Here is a 14,257-nt window from a genome sequence, read left to right as displayed (position 1 = left end):
CCGGTTGGTGGCGGGTGCCCGGTTGGTGGCGGGTGCCCGGTTGGTGGCGGGTGCCCGGTTGGTGGCGGGTGCCGCCGGGGAATCGGCGCGATCACCATCACCGTCATCACCCAGGAAACCTGGAGCAACCAGGAGGCCGGGGCCGTCGCGCCGGAGCAGGCGACGGTGCGGGTGACCTCTACGCTGCGGTGGGATGCGGGCGTGGGGGTGTGCTAGCGACACAGGCCGGATCGCTCCCTTTCTGGCAACCGGCCAGTCGCTGCTGGTGGCGCGCAAATCGCCGCAGTGGAACGCCCTGACGTGTGCCATGAACTTGCCCACTTCTTGGGCCCATGTGCTCCGGACATCACCTGCGCGTACGGGCTGATGCGGCGCTTCTCGCTCAGTATGCTGTCGATATGCGACAGAGTATGATCTCATTCGGCAAAGAGTTCCGCGAGCACTGCGAGCACCTTGGTCTGAGTCGTTGCAGAAATACGACCGAGATAGTTCACCAAGCGGCGCTTATCGACAGTACGTATCTGGTCGAGGACAATATGGGCGTCTTTGCCCTCAAAGCGTGTGGCGACACGCGAAGGATAGGCGCGCGCTTTGGTCGTCATCGGGGCAACAATCACGGTCTGAATATAGTCATTCATCTCGTCGGGTGAAATGATCAGGCAGGGACGGGTTTTCTGGATTTCGACCCCGACGGTCGGGTCAAGGGTCACAAGGTACACGTCAAAGCGTTTCATTCCCACTCCCACTCACGCTCATCCCACAGGGTTGGGGGTTGGTCGAGGTCAAGCAGCCTATCATCCTGCTGTTCAGCCATCTGCTGAAACTGCGCGGCCCAAGAGGCGCGTGGAGCAGAACCAGAGCGCACGATCAATTGGGCGCCCTGTACTTCAAGCTCAATGGCGTCGGTAAGTCCAACTTGGTCCCGCACGACTTTGGGTATACGGACACCGTGCGAGTTTCCGATTTTGATCAGCCGCGTTTTAATCACGGTGCTCATACGGCAATCCTTTCTACGTACCCACAGTGTAATTACAAAGGAAGGTATTGTCAAGTACGGAGAGGCGCCGGTTCGGCAACTGCGTTCCGGGCAGAGGCCGCCTAACGCCCGCGCATCAGCCGCCGGCGAAAGGACCACACGCTGGATTGGAGCCACGTCCTGACTGATTCTGGTTTTCAAAAAAGCCCCGATTCGCCGGTCGTGCTGCATGCGCTTGTTGGGCCGGAAGGACGGTAGCTTCAACGAGCATCCCTTAGGACTCATTCGTCGTTTGCCGCCGTAGGTGTCTTTGCACGGCCACATCGTAGGCTTCAGCCAATAACGGTTGCACGGTGTTATGAAATGTATCATCGCTAACGGTCACGTTAGCCGCCCCGCTGGCAGCCGTCTGAAGCGCGACGAGCGCCGGCACGCGACGACCCTAGCAAACTGCGAGCGTTCGCCGTCGAGCGGTGGAATGATCGTGTTGATGGCGACGATGACTCCGAGCGTGAAGGTGGAAATAGAACGCCGCAGTTTGCGGCCCCAACCCGCGCCCAGCTCCCGCCCGCGCCAGCGGGGTCGGCTGCACGGGGTGTTGGGCCGCTGAGGGAAACTGTTTTTTTGCTTAAAACAACTCATCTAATAAAATGTAGTACCGTATCTTCGCCCAATCTGGTTCGATTTCAAGTAGGTTAAAGAGTAAATCAACATACGCTTTGTCATTGCCTATGTCATGTTGGATGGACTGGACACAAAATGCGATGTCGTACCATTTATCCGCTTTTCCACTTCTTCCTAAATCGATGAGGCCACTGATACGATCGTTTCTGATAAATATATTGCTGTCGCCAAAATCACCGTGCGAAAAGACCAGTTCTTCGTTTGGTTTATGGGTTTGCAGAAACGCGTAGAGCGCATCTGGATCAGCAAAGGGCGTATCATCTTCCCAGTTTTCTGTATTGATGTCAGCGAGGTTGTGGCGGAGGAAATATGCTAATTCCGCAAGTCGATAGTCTACGCTGCTATCAAACGGGCAGTCTTCGATACGTATCGCATGAAACCGCTTAATCCCGTCGCTATAGATGTGTACCATGCGTTTTGGGTCGCGATGGTGTTTGTAATCTTCAGATCCTACGACACCGTCAACGGCACGCATCAGTAAAAACTTGTTACCTTCGTACTGTTCGAAGTGCAGGACTTCAGGAACAGGTAATTGTCCTTGTAACCAAAGCATGACATCTTTTTCCCGCTCAACATCGTAGGTCGTTCCATTATACTGGCGAGGTGATACTTTCAAATACAGATGGTCATTACGTCCGATTAATTGATACACACTAGCCGGGGACATCCCCGCTGTATCCGGTACAAAACGGTATGTTTTGGTCAGGTTGCCTAATTGGTTGGAGAGGTTGAGCGTTCCCATTAGCGTATGTTCCCCGGCATATTCAGAACACAAAAGCGCGTTTCGCTTCTGGGTTCTCTCTAGGAGAGAGACACATACATGCGCTATGGTACCATACCACGGCGATGTGGATGCAGCCCAGGAACAGGGAATCGGTTGCTCCAACGAGACTCTTTCGTACCCCAAAGCTGTGGACGCAGCACCGAATCAGGGACTCGGCTGCAGGATGGAGGTGATGACACAGCGGGTAATTCGGAGACGAGAGTATAACTCTCCTGCGATGAGGCTGATTGAGCGAGGGAGTGCTGGCACAGGTTATGGACATGCACTGGCCGGCCGCCGGCCAGTGCATGAATTCGACAGCGATTCTGCGGCCTCGATCAGCCTTGCCCGTGCTCTACCGCGATGATACCACCTAAATCTGCCCTGTATGGTGCTACGCCGCACGTTTGCCGCTTTCACCAGTTGCGCCATCCCCGCGCGAGCTTCTTTGACGCAAAGGCGCAGAGGCGCAAAGATTTGAGGCATCTCCATGCGTAGCTTCGCGCCTTTGCATCAAAGCAACCATCTTCGGTCAACCTTTGCGCCTTCGCGCCTTTGCGTCAAAGCCACCGCCGCATTCATAGGCTCATCTTGAGGGTCAAGGCATTTTTGCCAATTGGAACAGCCGCCGGGCAACCATGAAGTACCAGACGATGCTGGCAATCCCGCCAATCATGGCGAAGATCATGGCGACGTCAAACAGGGCCGGGACAAAAACGGAGAGGATTTCAAAGACCAGTAGGAACCCAAAGCCCAGCATGCCAACATAGGCGCTGGCCCGGCTGAAGATGCCGCCGCGCAGCAGCACCCAGGCCATCAGCAAACTGGCAAGCAGGCTCAACGCAAAAGCCAGGAAGGTGCCGGGTGTATGGCTCTCCCCGACCGCCAGCATGGCTTCGCCTGCGGCCACCAGGGCGGCACGTTGGGCGTCGTCGGTGGCCGTGGCGTACCGGTTGCTGAGTGCCAACATTGCAAAACTGCGGTTGGTGGCAAAGAAGACCGCTCCGCCAATCGCAGCGATGACCAGCGCCAACCCCGCCCAGCCGGGGTTGACCGTGCGGTGCGCGGCAAACAGGGCAAACGAGAGCAGCACCCCGAACATGGTCAGGAAGATGTTGATCAGCCCCAGATTGCGCAATTCGAGCAGCGGATTGGCCTGCAAGCGTGCGAACCAGAGCGGCACGGTGAGCAATTCAGGGGCGACGCGCTCGCCGCCGGGCACAAACGTAATCAGGATTTCCAGCACGGCAAACACCACCGCCAGCAGCGCGGCAACCGCGCCGAGGCGGTAGATGCTCTTCCAGTTTGCTTCAGCCATCATCATCGCTCCTTGTGCCGAGCCCGCCCGCCCAGGCTGCGGCGCGTTCGCCTTCGCCATCTTTCAATGGCCCCTGCTCGCCGGTGACGAAAAAGCCTTCTGGCGGAGCAGCTAAGACACCACCCTTCTTTTCGAGCGTTTTGGCAATCGTGCTGGCGGCGTACCCGCCCTTGTCCACCAGGAAACGCAGAGCCCTAGAGTTGATCGTCTCCAACGCAATGCGCGTGTCGAAGGCGGCCACCCGCACGCCAGTCAGGTGATTTTTGGGCAAACCCTGCAGCAGTTTGACCATGCCCTCGGTTGGCCGAAGGCCGCGGGTCGGCGAGCCGACCACCAGCAGATCAAGTGCGCTCGCCGGACGCCTATCTTCCGGTCGAGACCTATCTGCACATCCAGGACAGTGCGGCGCAGTACGTCAATGACCCGTATTTCGGCCTGCATATGGGCGAGTTCGCCCAACCCGGCAGTTGGTCCATCCTCGGCTACCTGATGATGAACTGCAAAACGCTTGGCGAAGCCTTCGAGAAATCGGGGCGTTACCAGCGCATCATCGGCAACCTGATTACTGGCCGTGCCGAGCTCAGCCTGGGCAAGGTGCGACTGGTCTACTTCACGCCGCCCCACGCCCCACCGATGTCGCGGCACTGTTTCGAATCGACCTTTTCGAGCAGCGTGCGTCTGGTGCGGACGCTCTCTGGCCTGCCGCTCAACCCTCTCGAAGTGGCTTTCATCTATCCAGAACCCGCATCGCGCACCGAATACGAGCGCATCTTCAACTGCCCGGTGTGTTTTGGACAACGAGAGAACGCGATGACGCTCGATATGCGGATGGGCAACCTGCCCGTCCGTATGGCCAACCCGGCCCTGCTGGAGCATTTCGAGCACTATGCGCAGAACTTCATCGCCCAGATGGAACAGAACGACGCCACCACCCAGGCCGTGACCAAAATCATCCTTGCGCGACTGGATGACGAGTCGCTCTCTATTAAGAAGGTCGCCCGTGAGATGACCGTCAGCGTGCGCACCCTGCAAAAGCGGCTGGAAGCCGAGGGCGTGGTCTTCAGCGACCTGCTGCGCGACATCCGCCAACGGTTGGCCAAGAAATATCTGCGCGAAAACTACTCGGTCGAGCAAATCACCTACCTGCTGGGTTTCTCAGAGCCAAGCGTCTTCCGTAAATCGTTTAAGAAGTGGTTTGGGGTTACGCCAAGAGAGTACCGGGATTGGGCGACCTGCGGATGAAAGTCTTGCTCGGCTGTGGTTGGGGTGAAAGTCGGTCATCAGAGCAACCTTTCGTCACATGGGTGGCTTCATCGTTCTTCTCCAACCATAGCGTGAGGCACGCGTGAGGCCGTCAGGATGAACCCTCGGCCTCCGCCACGGCCATAGCCTTGACAACCCGTAACGCACGCAAGGTGACCCATTTGCTCGGCTTGCCGCGGCGCTCGAGGTCGATCCACATCTTGCCAGTGAGCGCGTTTTCAAGCTTCCAGCGCCCCTGCGCGTCTTGCTTGTCCAGCAGCCATTGATACGCTTCCGCTAGGCGCGGATCATGGCCATAGCCCAACGTAACCAGCACGGTCAGAGTCTCTAGGATATCGCTCCAGTAGCTGAGCGGGAAGCCGAGTTTGAACCAGGATGGGCTGATCTTGCCCGTGAAGGGATAGTCGGCGCCGGCCAGGTTATGGCGCAGCAGAAACTGCGCGCCCTGTTCGATGGCCTGCTGGAGCAGTGGTGTGCGTGCGGACGTCGGCACGGCGGCGAGCGCCTTCATGGCTTTGGTTGCGCCCCAGGCGCACGGCTGGCCCGCGTTGATCGCGCAGGCGAATCCTGGGCCGCTGGTGCCGGATTGGTCGTAACGGATTGGCTCCTCGCCCGTGATCGCGTGTATCTGCCACACCAGCGCTTGCTGCACTCGCGGATCATCCAGCCAGCCTAACCGGATCAGGCTGGCGAGCAGATTGCCGTTCAGGCAATGGACGACGTTCCTCGGCACGGGGTTGTTGGTATTGCTGCATGCAAAACCGCCATTGGCGGCGATCGTGTGGTTGAGCAGGTACGCGCAGCCGCGCTGCACGCGTTCATCGTTCGGGTCAGCGCCGAGCTCGCCGAGGAAGATGATCTGCCAGGCGGTGCCGCGATACTTGCCATAGCCGCCGCCAGGTTTCTGCCAGTAGCCGTCGGGATGTTGCGCCTCTAGAATGGCGGGTACCGGGCCGTACTGCATCACCGCCGCCTGCGCCGCAATGACCTCGGCCGCATCGGCGGGCTGGTCGAGCAGATCACGGAACGCGAACAAGCGAACGCCTGGATTGACGGAATCCGGCTCTAGCAACCAGGCACGTGCGTCACCATTCACGGCGTTCAGCCAGGACATGAAACCTCCCCTGGAGCGCCCTCAGAAAGCGCCGCGTGCTGAGCGTGGGCCGCATTGCGCACGAGCAGCGCACACGCAGGAGTGCCGATCACCCTCGGCGTTGGGCCTCGGCACGCAGCGAGGACTGCGCTAAGTATACCCCATCACTGGACATCCGGCGGTGAACATGCCGCTCGATGGCGGAAAGATCGGTGCACGGCGAGGTGCGCGAGCGTGGCGAGCCGTCGAGCGCGGTGTCATGAATCGCACGGCGCATTCACGCAACGTGGTGGCCCTGCGCGATGCGCTCGCTCGCCGTGCGGAAGATTGACAACCGGGCACCGCAATGATATACTATCGCTAACAGACCAACTGGTCGGTATGTTAGAGGATGTGACGCCAATGGATGCCCAAGACGCCCGTGACCAGATTCTCAACGCTGCCCTCGCCCTCTTTGCCCAGCAGGGCTTTGCCCATACCAGCATGAACGACATCGTGCGTGCGTCAGGCGTGAGCAAAGGAGGCGTCTACTGGCATTTCTCGAGCAAGGATGCGTTGGTGCTGGCGATCTTCGACGCCTTCTTCCGCGAGCAAGAGGTGATTTTGACCAGGGTACTGAACAGCGCAGAGCATCCGGCGCTCCGGCTTCGCCGGTTGGTTGAGCTGGCCGGGGCCGAGTTGGAAGCCACCACGGTTCGCCTACCCGCGCCGCTGGAGTTTTATACCCTGGCGGCCCACAACGAAACGCTGCGGGCACGGCTGGCGCAGTTTTACACCACCTACCATGAAAAGCTCTGCCACCTGCTGCAAGCGGGCATCGATGAAGGAGTCTGGACAGCGACAACCGACGTTGCCTCTACGGCTCATGTCGTCATCGCTGCCATTGAGGGGATTATCTTGCTCTGGAGCCTCTTCCCCGACCAGATCAAGCTGCGCGAACAGATGGAAACGACCGTTGCCTTGCTGTTGACCGGTCTGGCAGCCGAAAAAGGATGACCACTGATGCAGACGTTACTCTTTGCCCCAGAAACCCTGAACATTGCCGAGACGACGCGGATGATTGAAATTGCCCGCGCCTGCGGCGGCGCCTTTCACTGTGAGTTTTTCGGCTATGGCGGCGAGTACCAATACCTGATTGGCGAGGCCGGCTTCACCTGTCACACCCTGGAACCGCGCCTGACGCCGCAACGCGCCGAAGAACTGTGGAAAGCGGACCGGATGGAGCGGGGCGGCAAGTTCTTCACCACCGAGGAACTGGCAACGCGGGTGCGAAATGAGTTGGCTTTGTATGAACGGGTGCGGCCAGCGGCCGTGGTCATCGGCTTCACCATGAGTGCCTTCATCTCGCCACGGGCGGCCGGTATCCCACTGGTATCGGTCAACCCCTTCGCGCTGACGCGCCCCTTTTTCCAGGCGCAGCCGACCATCTGGGGCGAACTGCTGCGGGGTACGCCGCTCGACTGGCTCCCAGAGGGGTTGCTCAATTGGGTCATCAACGGTTGGGCGCTCCGCACCCGCGTCTGGACCGGGTCGATGAACCGCGTGGCGCGGCAGTTCGGCGCACCCACTTTCCCGCGCTCGTTAGACATCTTGCGTGGCGATTATACCCTGGTCACCGACATCCCCCAGTTGACCGGCGTGCCCACATTGCCGGACACATGGCACTACGTCGGCCCGATTTACGCCCATCTGGCGGGGGAAGTGCCGCCAGCGATCGCCGCGCTGCCCCGCGACCGGCCACTCATCTACTTCGCCATGGGAAGCTCGGCCAACCGGGAGGTGCTGCTGCGGGTGTTGGGGATGTTTGCCGGACAGCCCTACACCGTGATTGCGCCCATCAAGCGCCACCTGGCTGGGCTGAACGTGGCTGTTCCCGACAATGTGCTGGTGTTCGACTGGCTGCCGGCGCATCTGGTCAATCCGCTGGCGGACGTGGCCGTCATTCACGGTGGGCAAGGCACAGTGCAGACGGCGTGCGCTGCCGGCACGCCCTTTTTGGGGATCGGCTTGCAGCCAGAGCAAGACCTCAATGTGCTGCAAGCGGTTCATTTTGGCAGTGCGCTGCACCTGAATCGGTATGCCGTGAAGGAGGATCGGGTGTTAACCGCTGTGCATCGCCTGCTCACCGAACCCACCTTCCGTCAGAAAGCGACTGACCTGCGCCGCGAACTGGAACAATGGCCTGGTGCGGCTAACGTCGCGACGTTTTTGCGGCGGACTTGTTCTGCATAAACAGGGCAAGTCCCATATCAGCCGATGGCGGGCGGATCAGCGCAATGGAAGGCCGTGCCGTCAAAGCTGCCCACAAAGTACTGCGTGCCGCTGCCTCCCGCCGATCCCTCTGTGAGCACGCCCACGCTCAGCACCCAGTGGCCGTCGCCTTATAGGCACGGTATAATGTTGGCCCCCGCACGGCCTTGACCTGACGCTGTAGCCGCCTCCAGTGCGGCTAGCCATCGATCAGGCGGCGGTAGATCCCAGGCGACGAGTCCTCGATGACCTGGGCCTGCACCGTCTTGGCATAGAATTCCATGGCACTGCGCGCCGCCCAGCCGATGATCGCGTAGCCGTACCCCTCGTCCCACATTGCCAGCAGGGAAGTGATCAGCAAGGCCTTGCCGACGCCATTGCCCTGCGCCTCGCGCAAGACACCCATCGGGCCAACGTAGCCGTTCGCGGTGGCATTGTAGCAAGCAAACCCGATGATCGTGCGCTGTTGCACCGCAACGAAGCACGTAGGTGGGTGGTTGGACATGCTCGCGGCACACTCCGCCATCCAGCGCTCTTTGGCCTCCTGGGGCCAGTGGGCCTCCGCGCTCGTCTCAATGAAGCGGATGACGCGCAATGCATCAGGCGCAAGCACGCGCTTGATCGTGATCTGCTGCTGCGCAAGTCGGGCGATCAGCGCGTGGTCGGGCGTGATATGGTAGAGTTTGACGAGCATATCGGCCATGCTTTCCTTCTTTCCAGTGCGTCTGTAACAAAACGTATGCGCTAGCGGCTCTACGTGCCATTATGCGCCCCCATCATAGCATGTACCGTTCGTAGGCCGCATGGTCGCCCTGAGGGGAGGCAGGGCTGATGCAAAGATACTGCTGGCAAACGTTGCATGAGCAACCTTCGCTCAGAGAGCCTGTACTCCCCACAGCGTCGTTGCGGTTTTTTGCGGAGGAGGGCTGTGACGACCTCGCTTGGTGGCCCACGCCGCACGAGGCGCAATTTCTCGACGCAAGACGACCCGAAAAACGCAGGGTGCCGCTCAGTTGGGGTTTGCCAGCAGTATCATGCAAAGTCAGCGACGGAACAGGAGGCGGTCGATGGCGGACGCCATCGACCGCTGTAACGCGGCCAGGTTCGACTGACCGCCACGGGCGGCCAACCCGCAGACGGCATTGTTGAGGCAAGCGAGGATGTGTGCGGCCTGACCCATGCGCACGTGCGAGGCATCTTCGCCTCACGTGACATCACGACGATAATGCAGAACGTTCTCAATCTGCCAGGGACCGCGCTGGGCACCCGGGGAGCCTGTCTCCCAGCGAGGACCGCTGGATTCCCGCCTACGCGGGGATAGCGCAGTGAACCTTTTGACCATTCTCAACGGTAAAATATGTGAGCATCGTTATTATACACTTCTGTCTTCAGGAGTTTGCGGTGAACATGTATTTTGTTTATATCCTGGCAAGTAAACGAAATGGTACGCTGTATATCGGTATGACCAGCAATCTTATCCGACGTGTCTGGCAACACAAACAGGGTGTCTACGAGGGGTTTACCAAAATCTATGGTGTTCATACACTGGTTTACTATGAAGTCATGAGTGATACAATGGCCGCTATTAGACGTGAAAAACAGCTGAAGAAGTGGCGCCGTCGCTGGAAGTTGCACTTGATTGAGCAACAGAATCCCGCTTGGCACGACCTGTACGATACTTTGTTGTAAGCAGATCTTGTAAGGGAATCAAAATGAGCTGTAAGTATGGTATGAAATCATACCTGAAGAAGGAGAATGCGTGATATTTACGGGGATTGTCGAAGAGATTGGCCGGGTGCTCGAGATTGTCGGTGATCAGGAACGTGACAACTTCCTGACGATTGCGAGCCAGGTCGCTCGTGAAGGGGCGCGTCTCGGTGATAGCATTGCGATCAATGGGACGTGTCTTACGGTGACGGCGCTCGCGACGGATCAGTTTCGTGTTGGGCTGAGCCCTGAAACGCTGCGGCGCACTAATCTCGGGCGGTTGCAGGTCGGCGACCCGCTCAACCTCGAGCGTTCGCTGACCTTTGGCGGACGGATGGGAGGTCATTATGTCCAGGGCCATGTGGATGGCGTCGGCACGATCGTCGCGGTTGTGCCTGAGGGTGATGCGAAGCGTATCCGCATTCAACCGCCAGCCCAGTTGCTGCCCTATATCGTCGAGAAGGGTTATATCGCGGTCGATGGGGCAAGCTTGACGGTGGCTGAACTGGACGATCGGGCCGTCGGTGAGGTGCAAGCGGCGCTCGAGGCCAATGATCTCGCCGAAGCCCGACGGCTCCTGAGTTGGCACCTGGTCAGTCGGCCCACGTCCGACCTGAGGACCGACGAGGTGGCCGCAGCGACGATCGAGTCCCTGGCCGAGAACCTTTCCGATAGTCTGGTGGCCCCATCGCTGGCCTACCTGCTCGGTGGATTGTCTGGCATCGCAGTCTACCGCCTAACCAATACTGCCGACGCGATGTAGGGCTACCGTAACGAGCGCTACGAAGATTTAGGAAAGGTGCCGGCGCGCAAGGAGTATATGTCCACATTCACTGGCAGGCCCATCCGGCGCTTGCCGCACGCTTTGTGGCGGCGGCAAGCCAACAACATCGTCGTCGGTAACGAGAGTTTTCTGATCATTTGACGCAAAGGCGCAAAGGCGCAAAGGGTGTTGTGACCGCATCTGGACGCCAAGCGCGCGACGGAAAGCTGTGCCAGACGCACTCCCACTTCCAGGCGCATATCAGGCCGTTTCCAAGAAAAGGAACAAGCGATGAATTTGCTCTTGCCCGCGACCATCAATCACATTCGCCCCCTCGACCAAGACGCCATGGCCGCTGCCCGTCTCCGCCAGCAGCAATTGACCAAGCCCCACGGTGCGCTCGGTCGGCTTGAAACGCTGTCGATCCAGCTTGCCGGGATCACTGGCACCGCAAGGCCTCGCCTGAAGAACCCCGCAGTCGTCGTGATGGCCGCGGATCATGGCATTGCCCGGCAGGGTGTGAGCGCCTACCCTGCCGAAGTGACGCCCCAGATGGTGTATAACTTTCTGGCGGGTGGTGCCGCGATCAATGTCCTAGCTCGCCACGTCGGGGCCAGGGTGGTGGTCGTTGATGTCGGGGTGGCGGTTGACCTACCCGCTACGCCTGGCCTCCTTCAGCGGAAGATCGCCCCCGGCACCAACGATATGTCGGTCGAACCAGCGATGAGCCGTGCCCAGGCCCAGGCTGCTATCGCGACCGGCATCGCGGTGGTCACCGAGCTGATCGAAGCTGGCGTTGATGTCATTGCCACCGGCGAGATGGGCATTGGCAATACGACTGCCGCCAGTGCTATCGTTGCGGCCCTCACCGGCGCCCCCGTCGCCGAGGTGACCGGGCGTGGCACTGGTATTGATGATACCGGGCTGGCCCACAAGATCGCGCTGATCGAACAAGCCCTCGCCCGCCATCGCCCCGACCCGACCGATGCGCTCGACGTGTTAGCCAAGGTCGGTGGCTTCGAGATTGGTGGGCTCGTCGGCGTGATGCTCGGCGCCGCCGCACGCCAGGTTCCCGTTGTGGTCGATGGCTTTATTTCTGGAGCAGCCGCCTTGCTGGCGTGTCGCCTTGCGCCAGCCCTGCAGCCCTATCTCATTGCGGCCCATCGCTCGGTCGAACGTGGACACCAGGCGATCTTTGCGCAGCTTGACCTTGAACCGCTGCTTGATCTCGGGATGCGTCTGGGCGAAGGAACCGGTGCCGTGTTGGGGATCTCGCTCGCGCAGGCAGCCTGCAAAATCCTTGATGAAATGGCGACCTTCGCTGAAGCTGGAGTGGCAAGCAACCAATGACTGACCGCGAACCTTCATCAGGGGGTGCCTTCACGCACGATCTCGACACCGCGCTGCGGTTTTTAACCACGATCCCACTGCCATGGCCTGCCCCAGCCTTGGGCCGTGGTCTTGCCGGGGCGGTGCCGTATTTTCCGCTGGTTGGGGCAATCATCGGCCTCATCCTGGTTGGAACCGGGTGGATCGCCAGTCTCTTCTGGCCGCCACTCGTTCAGGCCGCCTTGGTCGTGGTTGCCTGGGCCATCCTCACCGGCGGGCTGCATCTTGATGGCGTGAGCGACACCTTCGACGCGGTGATGAGTTGGCGGCCGCGTGAGCGCAAGCTGGCGATCATGAAGGATAGCCACATCGGTGCCATGGGCACCCTGGCCCTCGTTGCTGTCCTGCTCTTGAAGGTAGCCTTCCTTGCCGACGCCGGCGAACACTGGTGGTACGCCGTGCTGCTCGCGCCAATGCTTGGGCGCTGGGCGATGATCGCGGCCATCGTGCGGTTTCCGCTGGCCCGTACTGATGGCCTCGGAAGCAGCGTCCACGGTCAGGTGAGCCGTGGTACGCTGAGCGGTATCAGCGTTGTGGTGGCCGTGACCGTGGTCGCCATTGCCGGACTCGGCGGCATCGTTGCGTTCCTGCTCGTCGGCGGTGGGGCGTATCTGCTTGGGCGCTGGTGGACCCGTGACCTCGGTGGGCTCACGGGTGATACATATGGGGCCCTGTGTGAAGGAACCGAAGTGGTGGCCCTGGCCGCCATCACCGCAGCAGCGAGGTTTGCCCTATGAGCACGGTCATTCTGTTTACGGGTGGGGCGCGGAGCGGCAAAAGTGCGCGTGCCGAACACTACGCCGCTCGTCTGCATCGCCCGGTGACCTATTTGGCGACGGCTGAAGCACGCGACGATGAGATGCGCGAACGGATCGCGCATCACCAGCAGCGCCGTCCCGCAACCTGGACAACCTGCGAGCAGCCGCTAGAGGTCGCGACGGCGCTGGCGAACGTCGCGCCAGGAACCGTCGTCGTGCTCGATTGCCTCGCGCTCTTGGTCAGCAATGTGCTGCTGGCCAATGAAGCCGCCCCGGATCAAGCCGTCACTGCCGAAATCAGCGCCATCCTGGAGGCAACACATGCGCACGATCTGACCCTGATCGTGGTGACAAACGAGGTCGGTATGGGGATCGTGCCGGACTATCCGCTTGGCCGCGTCTATCGTGATCTGCTTGGGCGAGCCAATCAGCAGGTCGCCGCGGCGGCAACCGACGTCTATCTGGTAGTCTGCGGGATCGCGGTTGAGTTGAAGGCCTTGGAGGTCGCATGGGCACGCCCAATCGAGTAGTCCACGGTGCCCTTGATGAACGTGAACTGGCGGCACTGGGGGTGCAACCCGACAGCGTGCTCGATTTCAGCAGCAATCTCAATCCGTTTGGACCACCTGCGGGTGTGCGGGCAGCGCTGGCGACCCTCGATCCCGCCCCGTATCCGGATCGCAGCTGCGTGCGGCTCCGGCAAGCCCTGGCTGAGCGTCATGCATGTGAGCCCGAGGCCATCCTGCCGGGGAACGGGGCCAACGAGCTGATCCACCTGGTCGCCCGTGCCCTGCTGCACCCCGGCGATAGTGTTTTTGTGATCGGGCCAACCTACGGCGAATATGCGTATGCGAGTAGGTTGATGGGTGCGCACGTTGTCGAGCTACAAACACAGCCGGAAAGTGCTTTTCACCCCGATGGCCCAGCGCTGAAGCGCGCTGATGCACACGCTGCGCCCACAGCTCACCTGGATCTGTGCGCCAAATAATCCCACCGGGGTGATGCTCTCGTCGGCGATCATGCAGATGCTTACCACGATCAGTGCGACAGATGGGGGCTACCTGATCCTGGATCGCTCGTATAGCGATCTGCAACGCCAGGATAGCGCGTCGCTGCCCGAAGCATCGTCGCCGCACCTGATCACCCTGCACTCGCTGACCAAAAGCTATGCCCTGGCCGGGTTACGTTTGGGCTATCTGCTGGCCGCACCAGTGTTGATCGCACGCGTTGGCACCTTTCAGCTGACCTGGATGGTTCTCGGCACCGCCTCCTCGGTCGGCAAAAGCACGCTCG

At 60.2% G+C, this 14,257-nt stretch carries 17 protein-coding genes and 1 pseudogene; 10 read left to right on the top strand and 8 right to left on the bottom strand.

From position 1 onward, the window contains the following. The 6 genes from EYB53_RS00405 to EYB53_RS00380 all read right to left on the bottom strand — a co-directional run. A partial coding sequence (locus tag EYB53_RS00405) for a hypothetical protein (protein ID WP_205712544.1) occupies positions 1 to 309 on the bottom strand: 309 nt, incomplete at its 3' end. 107 nt (positions 310 to 416) lie between these two features. Beyond that, a complete protein-coding gene (locus EYB53_RS00400; protein WP_205712543.1) occupies positions 417 to 734 on the bottom strand; it encodes a type II toxin-antitoxin system PemK/MazF family toxin in 318 nt (105 codons plus the stop codon). Continuing rightward, positions 731 to 997, bottom strand: a complete 267-nt coding sequence (locus tag EYB53_RS00395; RefSeq protein WP_135475559.1) for an AbrB/MazE/SpoVT family DNA-binding domain-containing protein — start codon at positions 995 to 997, stop codon at positions 731 to 733. The genes EYB53_RS00400 and EYB53_RS00395 overlap by 4 nt, the downstream gene beginning before the upstream one ends. Positions 998 to 1,604: 607 nt before the next feature. Further along, positions 1,605 to 2,402, bottom strand: a complete 798-nt coding sequence (locus tag EYB53_RS00390) for an APH(3') family aminoglycoside O-phosphotransferase (protein ID WP_135475557.1) — start codon at positions 2,400 to 2,402, stop codon at positions 1,605 to 1,607. Positions 2,403 to 3,021: 619 nt separating this feature from the next. Beyond that, positions 3,022 to 3,747, bottom strand: a complete 726-nt coding sequence (locus EYB53_RS00385; protein ID WP_167857172.1) for a DUF4386 family protein — start codon at positions 3,745 to 3,747, stop codon at positions 3,022 to 3,024. After that, on the bottom strand, positions 3,734 to 4,033 hold the full coding sequence (locus EYB53_RS00380) for a hypothetical protein (RefSeq protein ID WP_135475553.1): 300 nt from the start codon (positions 4,031 to 4,033) through the stop codon (positions 3,734 to 3,736). The genes EYB53_RS00385 and EYB53_RS00380 overlap by 14 nt, the downstream gene beginning before the upstream one ends. Positions 4,034 to 4,086: 53 nt before the next feature. On the opposite strand from EYB53_RS00380, the gene EYB53_RS00375 reads away from it, so the two are divergent. Continuing rightward, positions 4,087 to 4,983: an AraC family transcriptional regulator gene (locus EYB53_RS00375; protein ID WP_167857171.1), complete on the top strand. Its 897-nt coding sequence runs from the start codon at positions 4,087 to 4,089 to the stop codon at positions 4,981 to 4,983. Between the two features lie 112 nt (positions 4,984 to 5,095). On the opposite strand, the gene EYB53_RS00370 is transcribed toward EYB53_RS00375, so the two are convergent. Further along, positions 5,096 to 6,118 carry a prenyltransferase/squalene oxidase repeat-containing protein gene (locus EYB53_RS00370; protein WP_135475549.1) on the bottom strand — a complete coding sequence of 341 codons (1,023 nt, stop codon included), beginning with the start codon at positions 6,116 to 6,118 and terminating at the stop codon, positions 5,096 to 5,098. A 381-nt stretch (positions 6,119 to 6,499) separates the two neighbouring features. Between EYB53_RS00370 and EYB53_RS00365 the strand changes: the two genes are divergently transcribed. After that, positions 6,500 to 7,093 carry a TetR family transcriptional regulator gene (locus EYB53_RS00365; RefSeq protein WP_167857170.1) on the top strand — a complete coding sequence of 198 codons (594 nt, stop codon included), beginning with the start codon at positions 6,500 to 6,502 and terminating at the stop codon, positions 7,091 to 7,093. 6 nt (positions 7,094 to 7,099) lie between these two features. Further along, a complete protein-coding gene (locus EYB53_RS00360) occupies positions 7,100 to 8,329 on the top strand; it encodes a glycosyltransferase (RefSeq protein WP_135475545.1) in 1,230 nt (409 codons plus the stop codon). 217 nt (positions 8,330 to 8,546) lie between these two features. On the opposite strand, the gene EYB53_RS00355 is transcribed toward EYB53_RS00360, so the two are convergent. Next, positions 8,547 to 9,050 carry a GNAT family N-acetyltransferase gene (locus EYB53_RS00355; RefSeq protein ID WP_135475543.1) on the bottom strand — a complete coding sequence of 168 codons (504 nt, stop codon included), beginning with the start codon at positions 9,048 to 9,050 and terminating at the stop codon, positions 8,547 to 8,549. Positions 9,051 to 9,754: 704 nt separating this feature from the next. Between EYB53_RS00355 and EYB53_RS00350 the strand changes: the two genes are divergently transcribed. From EYB53_RS00350 to EYB53_RS26935, 7 genes and pseudogenes are all read left to right on the top strand, one after another. Further along, a complete protein-coding gene (locus EYB53_RS00350; protein WP_135475967.1) occupies positions 9,755 to 10,036 on the top strand; it encodes a GIY-YIG nuclease family protein in 282 nt (93 codons plus the stop codon). Positions 10,037 to 10,106: 70 nt separating this feature from the next. Continuing rightward, positions 10,107 to 10,817 carry a riboflavin synthase gene (locus EYB53_RS26490; RefSeq protein WP_371879044.1) on the top strand — a complete coding sequence of 237 codons (711 nt, stop codon included), beginning with the start codon at positions 10,107 to 10,109 and terminating at the stop codon, positions 10,815 to 10,817. Between the two features lie 291 nt (positions 10,818 to 11,108). Then, on the top strand, positions 11,109 to 12,167 hold the full coding sequence (gene cobT, locus EYB53_RS00340) for a nicotinate-nucleotide--dimethylbenzimidazole phosphoribosyltransferase (RefSeq protein WP_135475541.1): 1,059 nt from the start codon (positions 11,109 to 11,111) through the stop codon (positions 12,165 to 12,167). Beyond that, positions 12,164 to 12,943: an adenosylcobinamide-GDP ribazoletransferase gene (gene cobS, locus EYB53_RS00335; RefSeq protein WP_135475539.1), complete on the top strand. Its 780-nt coding sequence runs from the start codon at positions 12,164 to 12,166 to the stop codon at positions 12,941 to 12,943. The genes cobT and cobS overlap by 4 nt, the downstream gene beginning before the upstream one ends. Continuing rightward, entirely contained in the window at positions 12,940 to 13,494 is a 555-nt protein-coding gene (gene cobU / locus EYB53_RS00330; protein WP_135475537.1) for a bifunctional adenosylcobinamide kinase/adenosylcobinamide-phosphate guanylyltransferase, read from the top strand. The genes cobS and cobU overlap by 4 nt, the downstream gene beginning before the upstream one ends. Further along, complete coding sequence (locus tag EYB53_RS00325; protein WP_135475535.1) at positions 13,473 to 13,952, top strand: aminotransferase class I/II-fold pyridoxal phosphate-dependent enzyme; 480 nt, start codon at positions 13,473 to 13,475, stop codon at positions 13,950 to 13,952. Before cobU ends, EYB53_RS00325 begins: the two co-directional genes overlap by 22 nt. Next, a pseudogene (locus EYB53_RS26935) lies at positions 13,906 to 14,214 on the top strand (aminotransferase class I/II-fold pyridoxal phosphate-dependent enzyme); the annotation flags it as partial. The gene EYB53_RS00325 and the pseudogene EYB53_RS26935, both read left to right, overlap by 47 nt. Between the last annotated feature and the right edge of the window lie 43 nt (positions 14,215 to 14,257).

The sequence above is a fragment of the Candidatus Chloroploca mongolica genome (genome assembly GCF_004762035.2).
Taxonomy (GTDB): domain Bacteria; phylum Chloroflexota; class Chloroflexia; order Chloroflexales; family Chloroflexaceae; genus Chloroploca; species Chloroploca mongolica.
This window is presented reverse-complemented; position numbering and strand designations above follow the sequence as displayed.